This window comes from Bradyrhizobium sp. AUGA SZCCT0177, assembly GCF_018130125.1.
In the GTDB taxonomy this organism is placed as follows: Bacteria; Pseudomonadota; Alphaproteobacteria; order Rhizobiales; family Xanthobacteraceae; genus Bradyrhizobium.
The window spans coordinates 130,531-143,056 of the sequence record NZ_JAFCMA010000012.1; the positions used below are offsets into that span (position 1 = coordinate 130,531).

At 63.4% G+C, this 12,526-nt stretch carries 16 protein-coding genes and 1 pseudogene; 7 read left to right on the forward strand and 10 right to left on the reverse strand.

Annotated features, from left to right (window positions below; translation table 11 throughout):
• Positions 1 to 77 precede the first annotated feature (77 nt).
• From JQ597_RS16300 to coxB, 5 genes are all read right to left on the reverse strand, one after another.
• Positions 78 to 719 (reverse strand): cytochrome c oxidase assembly protein, encoded by a 642-nt coding sequence (locus JQ597_RS16300; RefSeq protein ID WP_212036691.1) that lies wholly within the window; start codon positions 717 to 719, stop codon positions 78 to 80.
• A gap of 26 nt (positions 720 to 745) precedes the next feature.
• The gene (locus JQ597_RS16305; RefSeq protein WP_192735385.1) at positions 746 to 910 is read right to left on the reverse strand and encodes a cytochrome c oxidase system small membrane protein; all 165 of its coding nucleotides are present in this window, start codon (positions 908 to 910) and stop codon (positions 746 to 748) included.
• Between the two features lie 18 nt (positions 911 to 928).
• On the reverse strand, positions 929 to 1,864 hold the full coding sequence (locus JQ597_RS16310; RefSeq protein WP_212265271.1) for a heme o synthase: 936 nt from the start codon (positions 1,862 to 1,864) through the stop codon (positions 929 to 931).
• 63 nt (positions 1,865 to 1,927) lie between these two features.
• Positions 1,928 to 3,547 (reverse strand): cytochrome c oxidase subunit I, encoded by a 1,620-nt coding sequence (gene ctaD / locus JQ597_RS16315; RefSeq protein WP_212265272.1) that lies wholly within the window; start codon positions 3,545 to 3,547, stop codon positions 1,928 to 1,930.
• A gap of 95 nt (positions 3,548 to 3,642) precedes the next feature.
• Positions 3,643 to 4,482, reverse strand: coding sequence for a cytochrome c oxidase subunit II (gene coxB, locus JQ597_RS16320; RefSeq protein ID WP_212265273.1), 840 nt, complete (start codon positions 4,480 to 4,482; stop codon positions 3,643 to 3,645).
• A 483-nt stretch (positions 4,483 to 4,965) separates the two neighbouring features.
• On the opposite strand from coxB, the gene JQ597_RS16325 reads away from it, so the two are divergent.
• Complete coding sequence (locus JQ597_RS16325; RefSeq protein ID WP_249133544.1) at positions 4,966 to 5,502, forward strand: invasion associated locus B family protein; 537 nt, start codon at positions 4,966 to 4,968, stop codon at positions 5,500 to 5,502.
• Between the two features lie 33 nt (positions 5,503 to 5,535).
• Here JQ597_RS16325 and JQ597_RS16330 read toward each other — a convergent pair whose 3' ends face one another.
• From JQ597_RS16330 to JQ597_RS16340, 3 genes are read right to left on the reverse strand one after another with little or no spacing between them, the layout of a single operon-like run.
• Positions 5,536 to 6,147, reverse strand: coding sequence for a TlpA family protein disulfide reductase (locus tag JQ597_RS16330; protein WP_212265274.1), 612 nt, complete (start codon positions 6,145 to 6,147; stop codon positions 5,536 to 5,538).
• 49 nt (positions 6,148 to 6,196) lie between these two features.
• Entirely contained in the window at positions 6,197 to 6,700 is a 504-nt protein-coding gene (locus tag JQ597_RS16335; protein WP_212265275.1) for a DsrE family protein, read from the reverse strand.
• 24 nt (positions 6,701 to 6,724) lie between these two features.
• Complete coding sequence (locus JQ597_RS16340) at positions 6,725 to 7,117, reverse strand: DoxX family protein (protein WP_212265276.1); 393 nt, start codon at positions 7,115 to 7,117, stop codon at positions 6,725 to 6,727.
• Positions 7,118 to 7,254: 137 nt separating this feature from the next.
• Here JQ597_RS16340 and JQ597_RS16345 point away from each other — a divergent pair, with 137 nt between their 5' ends.
• Both JQ597_RS16345 and JQ597_RS16350 read left to right on the forward strand, forming a co-directional pair.
• The gene (locus tag JQ597_RS16345; RefSeq protein WP_212265345.1) at positions 7,255 to 7,650 is read left to right on the forward strand and encodes a winged helix-turn-helix transcriptional regulator; all 396 of its coding nucleotides are present in this window, start codon (positions 7,255 to 7,257) and stop codon (positions 7,648 to 7,650) included.
• A gap of 129 nt (positions 7,651 to 7,779) precedes the next feature.
• Positions 7,780 to 7,956 carry a hypothetical protein gene (locus tag JQ597_RS16350; protein ID WP_212265277.1) on the forward strand — a complete coding sequence of 59 codons (177 nt, stop codon included), beginning with the start codon at positions 7,780 to 7,782 and terminating at the stop codon, positions 7,954 to 7,956.
• Positions 7,957 to 8,028: 72 nt separating this feature from the next.
• On the opposite strand, the gene JQ597_RS16355 is transcribed toward JQ597_RS16350, so the two are convergent.
• Positions 8,029 to 8,523, reverse strand: a complete 495-nt coding sequence (locus tag JQ597_RS16355; protein ID WP_212265278.1) for a GNAT family N-acetyltransferase — start codon at positions 8,521 to 8,523, stop codon at positions 8,029 to 8,031.
• Positions 8,524 to 8,612: 89 nt separating this feature from the next.
• Between JQ597_RS16355 and tldD the strand changes: the two genes are divergently transcribed.
• From tldD to JQ597_RS16375, 4 genes and pseudogenes are all read left to right on the forward strand, one after another.
• Positions 8,613 to 10,040: a metalloprotease TldD gene (gene tldD, locus JQ597_RS16360; RefSeq protein ID WP_212265279.1), complete on the forward strand. Its 1,428-nt coding sequence runs from the start codon at positions 8,613 to 8,615 to the stop codon at positions 10,038 to 10,040.
• Positions 10,040 to 10,810 carry a signal peptidase I gene (lepB, locus tag JQ597_RS16365; RefSeq protein WP_312012252.1) on the forward strand — a complete coding sequence of 257 codons (771 nt, stop codon included), beginning with the start codon at positions 10,040 to 10,042 and terminating at the stop codon, positions 10,808 to 10,810. The genes tldD and lepB overlap by 1 nt, the downstream gene beginning before the upstream one ends.
• A gap of 6 nt (positions 10,811 to 10,816) precedes the next feature.
• Positions 10,817 to 11,155 (forward strand): MmcQ/YjbR family DNA-binding protein, encoded by a 339-nt coding sequence (locus JQ597_RS16370; RefSeq protein ID WP_212265280.1) that lies wholly within the window; start codon positions 10,817 to 10,819, stop codon positions 11,153 to 11,155.
• A gap of 52 nt (positions 11,156 to 11,207) precedes the next feature.
• Positions 11,208 to 11,771, forward strand: a pseudogene (locus tag JQ597_RS16375) (nucleotidyltransferase family protein); the annotation flags it as partial.
• A 121-nt stretch (positions 11,772 to 11,892) separates the two neighbouring features.
• On the opposite strand, the gene JQ597_RS16380 reads toward JQ597_RS16375, so the two are convergent.
• Positions 11,893 to 12,447, reverse strand: a complete 555-nt coding sequence (locus JQ597_RS16380; protein WP_212265346.1) for a PAN domain-containing protein — start codon at positions 12,445 to 12,447, stop codon at positions 11,893 to 11,895.
• Positions 12,448 to 12,526: the final 79 nt, after the last annotated feature.

Here is a 12,526-nt window from a genome sequence, read left to right on the forward strand (position 1 = left end):
GCGGTGCCGGATCCTTCGGCACATCTTCGTCTCAAAAATTCAAAGTCGGGAATTTCGAAAGGCCGAAATTCCCGGAGTTACAGGCTTCCCTTGCGCTTGTCCGGCTCGCCCGAAGCCACCGGCTTCGGCGCCGGATCGCGCACGGGATAGAAGGTGTAGGACAGCGTGATGGTGTTCAGCCCGTCATTCTCGCTGTCGGCGATCAGCGCCGGATCGACGTAGAACACGACCGGCATCTCGCGCTTCTCGCCCGGCGCCATGGTCTGTTCGGTGAAGCAGAAGCAGTTGATCTTCTGGAAATACGCGCCGACCGTCAGCGGGGTTACATTGTAAGCGGCCTGGCCGACCGTGGGCCGCGCCGCCTGGTTGGTCACATGATAAAATACGGTGACGACCTCGCCGATCCTGACCTCGATCTCGTTCTGCTCCGGCTCGAACTTCCAGGGCAGGCCGGCGCCGACATTGGCATCGAACCGCACCGAGATTTTGCGAGCCAGCGGGCCTTGCGACGGCGCCGAGGTAGCGACCTGGGTGGTGCCGTTGAAGCCGGTGGCGCGGCAGAACCAGTTATAGAAGGGAACGGCGGCATAGGCTGCGCCGACCATGAACACCACGACGAAACCGCAGATCGAGGCCACCATCGCATCGCGCGTCAGGCCGCGGCGCGAAGCCTTGCGGCTTGCCTCCGTTTCCCCTCGCGCGATCGGTTGGTTTGCCATCTCCACCACCTACCTACATTTCCAGTTTACATGGGCCGAACTAGAACGGCCGGCCCCTTGACCATGGTGACGGCGAAAAACAGCACGACGAGCACGAGGAGCGCGAGCGCAATCGCGACCGACCGCTGCCGCCGGCTTCTTTTCTGCGCCTCGGTGAGGACGATTCCATCTGGCATCCGCTTGTCGTCCATTCCGGTCCCATGCGCCCCCTACCCGATCAAAGCCATGACGCCGCGCACGACAACCTCGAGCAGCAGCGTGGCGAACAGCGCGAACAGGTAAAGGATCGAGAAAGCAAACAGCCGCCTGGTCGCGCGCAGCGCCGCGGTACCCTCGCGGCGGCGGTAGACGTTGATCGCCAGCGCCATCATTCCGGCGCCAAGCACCAGCGAGGTGATGCCATAGATCGCGTCGAAATAGCCGAGCGGCCAGGGGGCGACGGCGATCGCGACCAGTACGACCGTATAGAGCAGGATCTGCAGCCGGGTCGCGTCGGGGCCGGCGACGACCGGCAGCATCGGCACGCCGGCGCGGGCGTAATCGTCGCTGCGAAACAGCGCCAGCGCCCAGAAATGCGGCGGGGTCCAGAAGAAGATGATCAGGAACAGCAGCACCGGCTCCATCGACAGCGAGCCGGTCGCCGCGGCCCACGCCACCACAGGCGGCAGTGCGCCGGCGGCGCCGCCGATCACGATGTTCTGCGCGGTCCAGCGCTTCAGGAGCATGGTGTAGATCACGACGTAGAAGAAGATCGTGAACGCCAGGAGGCCGCCCGCGAGCCAGTTGACGAGGATGCCGAGCGTCATCACCGAGAAGAACGCCAGGATCAGCCCGAACGCGGTGGCTTCCTCGCGCGTGATGCGGCCGCGCGGGATCGGCCGGTTCGCGGTGCGCGACATCAACGCGTCGATATCGCCCTCATAGGCCATGTTCAGCGCACCGGAGGCGCCGGCGCCGACCGCGATGCAGAGGATGGAAGTGAACGCCAGGATCGGGTGGATATGCCCGGGCGCGATCACGAGGCCGACCAGCGCGGTGAAGATCACCAGCGACATCACCCGCGGCTTCAGCAGCGCGAGGTAGTCGCCGACCTCAGCCTCGGAAATCCGGGGCAACTCGATGGCGTTGTGATCGACGACCGACAAGATTGATCTCGCTTGGTTCTAGGCCGCGGCGCGCCCGAAAGAGCGCGCCGCGAATTATAAGGTTTATTGCACCCGCGGCAGAACTTCGAACTGGTGGAAGGGCGGCGGCGACGACAGCGTCCATTCCAGCGTGGTGGCGCCGGGGCCCCACGGATTATCCGCCGCCTGCTCCTTCTTGATGAATGCATCGATCACGCCATAGATGAAGATCAGCACGCCGAAGCCCGAAATGTAGGAGCCGAGCGAGGACACCAGGTTCCAGCCGGCGAACGCATCCGGATAGTCGATGTAGCGGCGCGGCATGCCGGATAGCCCGAGGAAATGCTGCGGGAAGAACACCAGGTTGACGCCGATGAAGGTGACCCAGAAGTGCAGCTTGCCGATGGTTTCCGAGTACATGTAGCCGGACATCTTCGGGAACCAGTAGTACCAGCCGGCGAAGATCGCGAACACGGCGCCGAGCGACAGCACGTAGTGGAAGTGCGCGACGACGTAATAGGTTTCCTGCAGCACGCGGTCGACGCCGGCATTGGCCAGCACGACGCCGGTGACGCCACCGAGCGTGAACAGGAAGATGAAGCCGATCGCCCACAGCATCGGCGTCTTGAACTCGATCGAGCCGCCCCACATCGTGGCGATCCAGGAGAAGATCTTCACCCCGGTCGGCACCGCGATCACCATGGTGGCGGCGACGAAATAGGCCTGCGTCGCGCTGGACATGCCGACCGTGTACATGTGGTGCGCCCACACCACGAAGCCGATGCCGCCGATCGCGACCATGGCGTAGGCCATGCCGAGATAGCCGAACACGGGCTTCTTCGAGAAGGTCGAGACGATCTGGCTGACCATGCCGAAGCCGGGCAGGATCAGGATGTAGACTTCGGGATGGCCGAAGAACCAGAACAGATGCTGGAACAGCAGGGGGTCGCCGCCGCCGTCGGCGGAGAAGAAGGTGGTGCCGAAATTGCGGTCGGTCAGCAGCATGGTGATCGCACCGGCGAGCACCGGCAGCGACAACAGCAGCAGGAACACGGTGACCAGGATCGACCAGACGAACAGCGGCATCTTGTGCAGGGTCATGCCCGGCGCGCGCATGTTGAAGATCGTGGTGATGAAGTTGATGGCGCCGAGGATCGACGAGGCGCCGGCCAGATGCAGCGACAGGATCGCGAAATCGACCGCCGGTCCCGGATGGCCCGAGGTCGATAGCGGCGCGTACATGGTCCAGCCCGCGCCGACGCCGTTGGCGCCCGGCTCACCCTCGACGAAGGTGGACATCAAGAGCAGCGCAAACGAGGCCGGCAGCAGCCAGAACGAGATGTTGTTCATGCGCGGGAACGCCATGTCGGGCGCACCGATCATCAGCGGCACGAACCAGTTGCCGAAGCCGCCGATCATCGCCGGCATCACCATGAAGAAGATCATGATCAGGCCGTGCGAGGTCACGAACACGTTGTAGGTATGGGCTTCGTGGAACAGCTGGACGCCGGGATACATCAGCTCGATGCGGATCGCGATCGACATCGCCGCGCCAATGACGCCGGCGATGACCGCGAACACCAGGTACATCGTTCCGATGTCCTTGTGGTTCGTCGAATAGACGAAGCGCCGCCATCCGGTCGGATGCGCGTGCGCGTGGTCATCATGGGCGTGATCGTGGTGTGTCGCTGCGCCTGTTGCCATGTTCAAATCCTGCCTTGCAGTCCCTTTTCGGACCTTGCGGTCCCGTCGCCCTTGTCCCTTGCGCCTAAGCCTTAAGCTTGCCTGAGCTTTGCGGCTTACTGCGCCACCGCGCCAGCCGAGGCGTACGAATTCGCCGGGTTGGTCGCATATTTCTTCTTCGCGGTTTCCACCCAGGCCGCGAATTCCTGATCGCTCACGACCCGCACCGCGATCGGCATGAAGGCGTGATCCTTGCCGCACAGTTCGGAGCACTGGCCGTAGAACATCCCGGTCTTGGTGGCCTTGAACCAGGTCTCGTTCAGACGCCCGGGGATGGCGTCGATCTTGATGCCGAAGGCCGGCACCGCGAAGGCGTGGATGACGTCAGCACCGGTGGTCAGAACCTTGACCACCTTGTTGACCGGCACCACCATCTCATTGTCGACGCCGAGCAGCCGGGGCTTCTTGTCCGCCGCCATCAGCGAATCGAACTCGAACTTGCCGTGATCGGGATAGGCGTAGCTCCAGTACCACTGCTTGCCGGTCGCCTTGATGGTGAGATCGGCCTTTGGCACGTCGAGCTGCAGAAACAGCAGCCGGAACGACGGCACCGCGATCGCGACCAGAATCAGCACCGGGATCAGGGTCCAGGCCACTTCGATCAGGGTGTTGTGGGTGGTCTTGGAGGGGACCGGGTTGGCCTTGGCGTTGAATTTCACGACGACCATGACCAGCAGCACGAGCACGAACAGCGTGATGACGGTGATGGTGCCGACCAGCCAGTTATGGAACCAGATGATGTAGTCCATCACAGGCGTAGCGGATTCCTGCAGGGTCCATTCCCACGGCGCTGGCTGCCCCAATTCGGCTGACGCCGTACCGCCGGCGACAAGGGCCATGCCCGCCACCGCAAATCCCAGCAACCGCCGGCCAATCTGGCCCTTCGACATCTTCATGCCGCTCGCGCTCCCTTGATAAATCCCCAAAGCATCCCCGCCGGATGGCCGGAAATGCCGCACGATCCGCCCCTACAAACAGCCCGCCGGAGGTGGCTTGGATGCACACCTCAAAAGTACCGGGGCCAAATCGCTAGAACGCTTCGAAATCCAGCCTCTCAAACCATAATTCGCAGGCTCTCGCAATGCAGTAGTGGGGACCAAAGCCATGCGTCACCGGCTAATCTCTGCATGTCAGGTTTTCCCGGTGAAACAGGCAAAACCCGCCTTTTTGTCCAGCTGCGCCGCTTGACAGGCGGATTACTGGATGTACGCAAAGGCAGGGTGCGCCGCGGGGACCTGATTCGCCGCTGAAGCGCCCTTCCGGCTTGGCATCGGGCTTGATATCGGGCTTGGGAATTGCTTCGAGATTTAGCGAAAGACCGCCTTCAAGGCGCCGTCATTACGTATCAGTCCGAGTAATCATTCAGAGGATCGACCCGGATGAGGCGTTCGAAACATCAGGCAGGACGCAAGCCAGGGCCAGGCCGCTGGCTGGGCGGACTGCTCGCCACCGCGCTCCTGCTCGGCCTGACGGAGGCTGCCAGCGCCCAGGGCGCGGTGCGCTCGGTCCATGGCGACTGGCAGATCCGCTGCGACACCCCGCCGGGCGCCCAGGGCGAGCAATGCGCCCTGATCCAGAGCGTGGTAGCCGAAGACCGCTCCAACGCCGGCCTCACCGTGATCGTGCTCAAGACCGCCGACCAGAAGAGCAAGCTGATGCGGGTGGTGGCCCCCTTGGGCGTGCTGCTGCCCTCCGGGCTCGGCCTGAAACTGGACAATCAGGACGTCGGCCGCGCCGGTTTTGTCCGCTGCCTGCCCAATGGGTGCGTGGCCGAGGTCGTGATGGACGAAAAGCTGCTCGGCCAGCTTCGCACCGCCAAGACCGCGACCTTCATTATCTTCGAGACCCCGGAAGAGGGCATCGGCTTTCCGCTGAGCCTGAACGGGATCGGCGAGGGGTATGACAAGCTGCCGTGAGGCGCCGGGCGCTCACCTCAACGTCCGCTTCGCTTAGTCACGCGCGGCGCCGGCGTAGTAGTCGAACAACCGGCGCGCCTCGATCGAGAGCCAGTCCGCTTCACCCGTGATGTAGCCTTCGACTTGCCCGGTGACGCCGAGCAGGAAGCTGATCGGCATGCCGTACAGCGCGAATGGCGTGTCGACACCGTCGCTGGCGCCGGCACGCCCCACCAGTCCACCGGGATCGAAACCGATTCCGAGGTGGCGAAGCTTCAGCTGCCGGACGAACGGCACGACCACGGATCGATCGCGATCGGTGGTGATGGCGACGACCATAAGGTCGGCGCGGCGGCTTTCCGCGAGTTGATCCAGTATCGGCAGTTCCGTCCGGCAGGCCGCACACCAGGTCGCCCAGAAATTGACGAGAACCACCTTGCCGCGGAAGGACTGCAAATCGAGCACACCTCCGCCGAGACGCGGGATCGGTACCGGCGGGACCGGCCGTGCGCCGCGAAGAAGCGTGAACTGATGCCGGGCCGTTGCGAATGGCGGCGGCCCGCCGGCCGCGGCGCGGCCCGGCAGGGGCGGAATCGCAAGCGAGGCAACCGCGCCCATTATCCCCGCGACAAAGCTGCGGCGGGTCGGGCCGCGAGGCGACGTCATGTCGGATACTCCGCTGTGCAGTTTTGCATCCAGGTTCTGAATCCAAATATCACGATCGGATGTAGGACCAGCCGGCTTCCTGCAATTCGATGATGCGCCCCGGCCCGCTCGGCACCAGATCGACGCCATCGATCAGGGTGACCGGACGCCCCTCCTGGCGCTCCATACCGAGCTTGGTGGCGTCGCAGACCACGAAGCGGATGTTCGAATTGACCGTCCTTAACACCCGCAGCATGTCCTTCACCGGCGAAGTGTCGGCGCGCAGCATGTGAACGCCGGCATTGTAGGCGACGACTTCGATCGTGAACGCTTCGTTCCGCTCCTGGTAGTATTTTGGAAGGTTGAGCGAGGTCGAGATCAGCGCCCGCATCGTGGTGGGATCATCGGTGTTGATCGGCAGCACCAGCCGATGCACGCCGACCGCAGCGGCCTTCGCCTGCGGCTTTGGGCTCGCCGCCTCCGATCCTGTCAGCAACAGGGTCACGGTCAGCGGCACCATGAAGGCCAGGATGAGCCCCGCGGCAATCGTCAATTCACGGCGAGAAAGGTGCATGGCAGCAGTTTCACAAATGCCTGTTCACAAATTCTTGGCAAGCGATGCGATCTGGTCGCGCTTCGCGTAGGCGACGATGGCGCTCAGTGCCAACAGCACCAGAGCAGGCACAGCCGAGCCGCCGATCACAAAGAGATGAGTGACGGTCGCGCCGATCATGATGCAGATCAGCAGCACGGCACCGAAGGCCGCCAGCGACGGCGCGAGGATCAGGATGGCCCCGAGCACTTCCAGCGCCCCGGTCAAATAGCGGAACCATTGACCAAGTCCGATGTGCTGAAATTCCTCAACCAGCATCGGCAGGCCATAGAGCTTGGCGACGCCTGCGCCTGCAAAGGCAAGGGCCAGTAATCCCCTGACGACCCAGAGACCGGCAGACTTCCAGCGCGGCGGCGCCGATGCGGCGGCAAGTGACATTGGTAGCTCCCGATATGTTCCAGCGGTTCAGACCGCGCGGCGCCGTGGCCGACCCGTCAAAGGCTTTCGACACACAAAATTCGGGAGTAAGATAAAAAGTACAAGTAGGATGCTTTTTGTGAGGTAGTATGAAAAAGATGACTATTGCAGAATGCAACGATATTGCCGCCGCGGAACCGTGCCAGCGCGGGGTGGTGGAGCAATTTCATCGTGCGCTGGGGGTCCTGGCCGGAAAATGGAAGGGCGAAATTCTCTGGCAATTGGTCCAGCGCAAGCACCGGTTCGGCGAATTGCGCCAATCGATCCCCGGCGTCACCCAGCACATGCTGACGACGCAGCTGCGCGACCTTGAGGCCAACGGACTCGTGAAGCGCACCGTCTATCCCGAGGTGCCGCCGCGCGTCGAATATGAGATCACGCCATCGGCAAGAGCCCTCAAACCGGTGTTCGATGAACTGTTTCGCTGGTCGCAGGAGCATGGCTTTCCGACCGCGGCGCAGCCCAAGGGTTCTTCCGCCGACAAGAAAGCGTAGCCAAGGTAGATTCCCCCGTCATTGCGAGCCACCGGGTCGCAATGACGCGGAACGACACAGTGACCTCGCTCACAGCCGAGGCAACGGCAATCCTGCCAAGGTTTCCCCATCAACGCGGAGGAGACCGCCATGACTGACGACCGTACGTTCGAGACCCGTGCAGACGCTGCGAAAAGCGAGCTGACCGGGGAGCAACTCAACATCGTATCCGGCGGCAAGTGGTTTGAAATCGTGCGCGTCGAGCACAGTGTGAAGTCCCCGCGAGACGCGGCGTCAGGATTGGCAACCGGGCGCCGCCAGCACTGACCCTGATCTGATTGGGCGTCGTCAGGTTTTCGCCGTCAGGTTTTTCCCGTCAGATTTTTCTTGGCCCTGCCGCTAGAACAGCAGCCCCATCAAAATCAGGTTTTCGTAGCTGCCATCGACCAGGATGGCCTCGCGCTGTACGCCTTCGATCTCGAAGCCGACCTTCTTATAGAGCGCGATCGCGTTCACGTTGTTTTCCCGGACCGTCAGTTCGATCCGCTGCAGCCCGAAGGCCTGTGCGGCGCCCAGCGCCTGCGCGATCAGGCGCTTGCCGATGCCCCGCCCCCGGAATTGCGGCAAAAGGCCCATGCCGAGAACGCCGTTATGGGCATAAATCGGCCTTGGCTTCGGGGTCACGTCGCACCAGCCGATGACTTCACCGCCCGACAGCGCGACAAATTGCGGATAACCCTGTTCGATGATGTCGAGAATGAACGCCCGCGTCGCTTCCAGCGGCGGGGCCTCCAGGAAGGACAGATAGCGCCGCTCCCGCGCCACGATATCGAGGGTCCGGTGAAAGCTGTCGATATGGCCTTGCGTTATCGGAACAATTTCGATCGTAGCCATCGTGCCTGCAACGTGTTGATCCAGCCTCTCGCGAAACTACGAGGAAACAACTATCTTGGTTGCACCCCTCCGACAACGGACTGAATGTAATGACCAACTCCCCCGCTACAACCTCCCTGATCGACCGCGCCAACCTCGACCGCGATTCCGTCCGCCGGGAGATCGCGCGCGGGCTCGAAGGCGCCGATGACGGCGAATTGTTCCTGGAATATGGCCAGACCGAAGCGCTGATGTTCGACAATGGAAGGCTGAAGCAGGCGACCTACGACACTTCGCAGGGTTTTGGCCTGCGTGCGGTCAAGGACGACGCGGTCGGTTACGCGCATTCCTCCGACGTCTCGCTGCCGGCGCTGATCCGCGCCGCCGATGCGGTCGCAGCGGTCCGTGGCGGCTATTCCGGCAGCTTTGCCGCCGCCCCCGCTCACACCAATGTGAGACTCTATGGCGACGACAATCCGCTGGATGCGCCGGGTTTTGAGGCCAAGGTGAAGCTGCTCGCCGAAATCGACGCCTATGTGCGAGACAAGGACCCGCGCGTGCGGCAGGTGACGGCCAGCCTCAGCGCCACCTGGCAGGTGGTGGAAATCCTGCGGCCCGACGGTGAAAGCTACCGCGACATCCGCCCCCTGGTGCGGGTCAATGTTTCCGTGGTTGCCGGCCAGGGCGACCGGCAGGAAAGCGGCAGCAAGGGCTATGGCGGCCGCGAGGGCTATGCGCGCTTCATCGAGACCAAGGCCTGGCGCGATGCCGCCGACGGCGCGATCCGCGAAGCGCTGGTCAATCTGGAATCGGTTCCCGCCCCCGCCGGCGAAATGGACGTGGTGCTGGGGGCCGGCTGGCCCGGCGTCATGCTGCATGAAGCGGTCGGCCACGGGCTCGAGGGTGATTTCAACCGCAAGCAGACCTCGGCCTTCGCAGGCCTGATGGGCAAGCAGGTCGCCGCCAAGGGCGTCACCGTGGTCGACGACGGCACCATGGCCTCGCGGCGCGGCTCACTGTCGATCGACGACGAGGGCACGCCGACCAACCGCACCGTGCTGATCGAGGACGGCATTCTGGTCGGCTACATGCAGGACCGCCAGAACGCCCGGCTGATGAACATGAAGCCGACCGGCAACGGACGACGCCAGAGCTACGCCCATGTGCCGATGCCGCGCATGACCAACACCTACATGCTGTCGGGTGGGCGCGACCCCGCCGAAATCCTGGCCTCAGTAAGGAACGGCATCTACGCCGCGAATTTCGGCGGCGGCCAGGTCGACATCACCTCGGGCAAATATGTGTTCCAGTGCACCGAGGCCTACAAGATCGAAAACGGCAAGATCGGCGCGCCCTTGAAGGGCGCGATGCTGATCGGCAACGGCCCGACCGACCTGCATCGGATCACCATGGTCGGCAACGACCTCTCGCTCGATACCGGTATCGGCACCTGCGGCAAGAACGGCCAGGGCGTGCCTGTTGGCGTCGGCCAGCCGACGCTGCGGATGGAGCGCATTACGGTCGGAGGAACCGGCTAGTGACCAGCGAAAACGAAACTGCGGGTGCCAAACCTTCGAGCTGGCGCGCGCAGCTAGCCCAGATCGCGGCCATCGTGATGGTTGTGTTCGTCGCCAAGGGCGCCTTGGCCGAACCGTTTTACGTACCGTCCGGTTCGATGGAGCCGACGCTCCTGATCGGCGACGCGCTGCTGGCGTCGAAATTCCCCTATGGCTACGGCGCGGCCTCGCTGCCGATCCAGATCACGCTGCCGGAAACCGGCCGCCTGTTCGGCGAGACGCCCAAGCGCGGCGACGTCGTCGTGTTCCGCTGGCCCGGCGACCGCTCGCAGGCCTGGGTCAAGCGCGTGGTCGGGTTGCCCGGCGACCGCATCCAGATGCGGCAGGGCCAGCTCTTCATCAACGACCATGCTGCGACCTTGAAGCCGGATGGCGTGGGCGAAGCTGAAGACGACCGCGGCGGCAGCGAGAAGGCCTATCGCTATGTCGAGACGCTGCCGAACGGGGTCACGCATGCGATCTTCAAGATGCGCGACAACGGCCGGCTCGACAACACGCCGGAGGTAACGGTGCCGACGGGAAAACTGTTTGTGCTCGGCGACAACCGGGACAATTCCGCCGACAGCCGCGTCGCGGTACGCGACGGCGGCGTCGGCCTGTTGCCGATCGACAATCTGATCGGCCGCGCCGACGCCGTGGTCGGCTCATGGGATCTCGGCATCCGCAGCCAGCCGGTATGGACCTGGCTCTCCGGCTTTCGCATGGCGCGGTTTTTCACGTCGGTGCATTGAGAAAGTGTGACCTTCGACGACGTCAGGACGTTCGCGCTGCTGTGGGACGAGGTCGAGGACGGCACGTCCTACGGCACGCCGGCGCTGAAGGTGCGCAAGAAGCTGCTGGCGCGGCTCCGCGAAGACAATGATAGCCTCGTCATGTTCGGCATTCCCCATGACGAACGCGAGATGCTGATCGAAAGCCAGCCGAAGATTTTTTACTTCACCGACCACTACCGCGATTATCCGATCGTGCTGATCCATCTCTCGAAGGCCAGGCGCGCCGTCGTCGAGCCGCTGCTGCGCCGGCACTGGCGCACGCTGGCGTCGAAAAAGGCGGTGAAGGCGTACGACGAATCATAGATCATTCCCGTCATTGCGAGCGAAGCGAAGCAATGACGTGGAAAGAGCATCCATGACCCAAGACGAATTCCTCAACCTTGCGCTGCGCAATCCCGCCAACCGCATCATCGCCGAAAAACTGTTCGAGCTGGCGCTGCCGGATGCCTGGATCGTGGCGGGATGTCTGGTGCAGACGGTGTGGAACGTGCTGACCGGGCGCGATGTCGGTTACAGCATCAACGATTACGACGTGTTCTATTTCGATCCCGATACATCCTGGGCGGCCGAGGACGCCGTGATCCGCAGGCTGCACGGCGCGCTCGGCAAGCTCGACGCCAAGGTCGAGGCGCGCAACCAGGCGCGCGTTCATCTCTGGTACGGAGAAAAGCATGGCCTGCCCTACCCGCCGCTGCGCTGCTCGACCGAAGGCATCGATCGGTTTCTGACGAGGAATACGCAGATCGGCATCCGCCGCACGCCTGATGGCTACGACGTCTACGCGCCCGATGGTTTCGACGATGCCGCCGGCCTGATCGTGCGGCCCAATCCGGGCCCGAATTTCTCCGCGGCGAATTATGCGGTGAAGGCGGCGCGGTGGAAGAAGCTATGGCCGGAGGTGACGGTGCTGGCGGTGGAGGGAATCGCAGAACCGCAGGGTGGGCAAAGCGCAGCGTGCCCACCATTTCAAGACCAAGCTCTTGCTGATTCCAAAGATGGTGGGCACGCTTCGCTTTGCCCACCCTACAGAGCCAACGCAGCTACCGCACCACGCCAGAGGTAAACCCGGCCTTGCGCCGCGGCGGCTTGATGTCTTTTTTCAGGAAGCAATGGCCTTCCGTGCCGGCATAGCCCGGCCGCGCATAGGTCCAGGCCCGGCACTTGTTGTCGGCGGTGCAGGCGGTCTTGCAGGCGTCGTCGCCGTCCTTGCTCTTGACGTCGAAATTCTTGTAGTCGCCGCCGAAGCGGTCGATCGAGGTTTCGATCGCGCTGTTCCTCGGCTCGACCACGCCGGCGCCGCGCACCCCGGAGACGCAGCAACTGTCCTGGACGCGCGTCGGGACGTTGCTCTTGAGCCAGCACACCGCGCCGCTGGTCAGGTCGGTCGGATAGTTGAAGCTCCACGACCGGCAACGCTTGTCGCGTTCGCACACCAGCGCGCAGTCGGCCGGATCGCCCGAGATCACCGGCGAGTTCAGATAATCGCCGCCGGGGCGGTCGAAATTGGCCTGCGCCGCGGCTGGGCGTGCGGGTGCTGCCGCCGCCAAAAAGGCGAGCGTCACCAAACACGCCCTGAGCAGGCGGCCTATCCCCATGTGATTGCTTTCGAATGCGCGCGTTCCGAAGGTTGCCATTGGAGCGGCATCAACCTGTACGGCGGATGAACGGCCCAGA

Excerpts from the sequence above, each read along its gene's own strand:
- JQ597_RS16305 (WP_192735385.1), bottom strand. The coding sequence starts at position 910 with ATGGACGACAAGCGGATGCCAGATGGAATCGTCCTCACCGAGGCGCAG.
- JQ597_RS16325 (WP_249133544.1), top strand. The coding sequence starts at position 4,966 with ATGAGGCGTTCGAAACATCAGGCAGGACGCAAGCCAGGGCCAGGCCGC.
- JQ597_RS16340 (WP_212265276.1), bottom strand. The coding sequence starts at position 7,117 with ATGTCACTTGCCGCCGCATCGGCGCCGCCGCGCTGGAAGTCTGCCGGT.
- JQ597_RS16350 (WP_212265277.1), top strand. The coding sequence starts at position 7,780 with ATGACTGACGACCGTACGTTCGAGACCCGTGCAGACGCTGCGAAAAGC.
- JQ597_RS16345 (WP_212265345.1), top strand. The coding sequence starts at position 7,255 with ATGACTATTGCAGAATGCAACGATATTGCCGCCGCGGAACCGTGCCAG.
- ctaD (WP_212265272.1), bottom strand. The coding sequence starts at position 3,547 with ATGGCAACAGGCGCAGCGACACACCACGATCACGCCCATGATGACCAC.
- JQ597_RS16335 (WP_212265275.1), bottom strand. The coding sequence starts at position 6,700 with ATGCACCTTTCTCGCCGTGAATTGACGATTGCCGCGGGGCTCATCCTG.
- coxB (WP_212265273.1), bottom strand. The coding sequence starts at position 4,482 with ATGAAGATGTCGAAGGGCCAGATTGGCCGGCGGTTGCTGGGATTTGCG.
- JQ597_RS16300 (WP_212036691.1), bottom strand. The coding sequence starts at position 719 with ATGGCAAACCAACCGATCGCGCGAGGGGAAACGGAGGCAAGCCGCAAG.
- JQ597_RS16380 (WP_212265346.1), bottom strand. The coding sequence starts at position 12,447 with ATGGGGATAGGCCGCCTGCTCAGGGCGTGTTTGGTGACGCTCGCCTTT.
- JQ597_RS16330 (WP_212265274.1), bottom strand. The coding sequence starts at position 6,147 with ATGACGTCGCCTCGCGGCCCGACCCGCCGCAGCTTTGTCGCGGGGATA.
- JQ597_RS16355 (WP_212265278.1), bottom strand. The coding sequence starts at position 8,523 with ATGGCTACGATCGAAATTGTTCCGATAACGCAAGGCCATATCGACAGC.
- tldD (WP_212265279.1), top strand. The coding sequence starts at position 8,613 with ATGACCAACTCCCCCGCTACAACCTCCCTGATCGACCGCGCCAACCTC.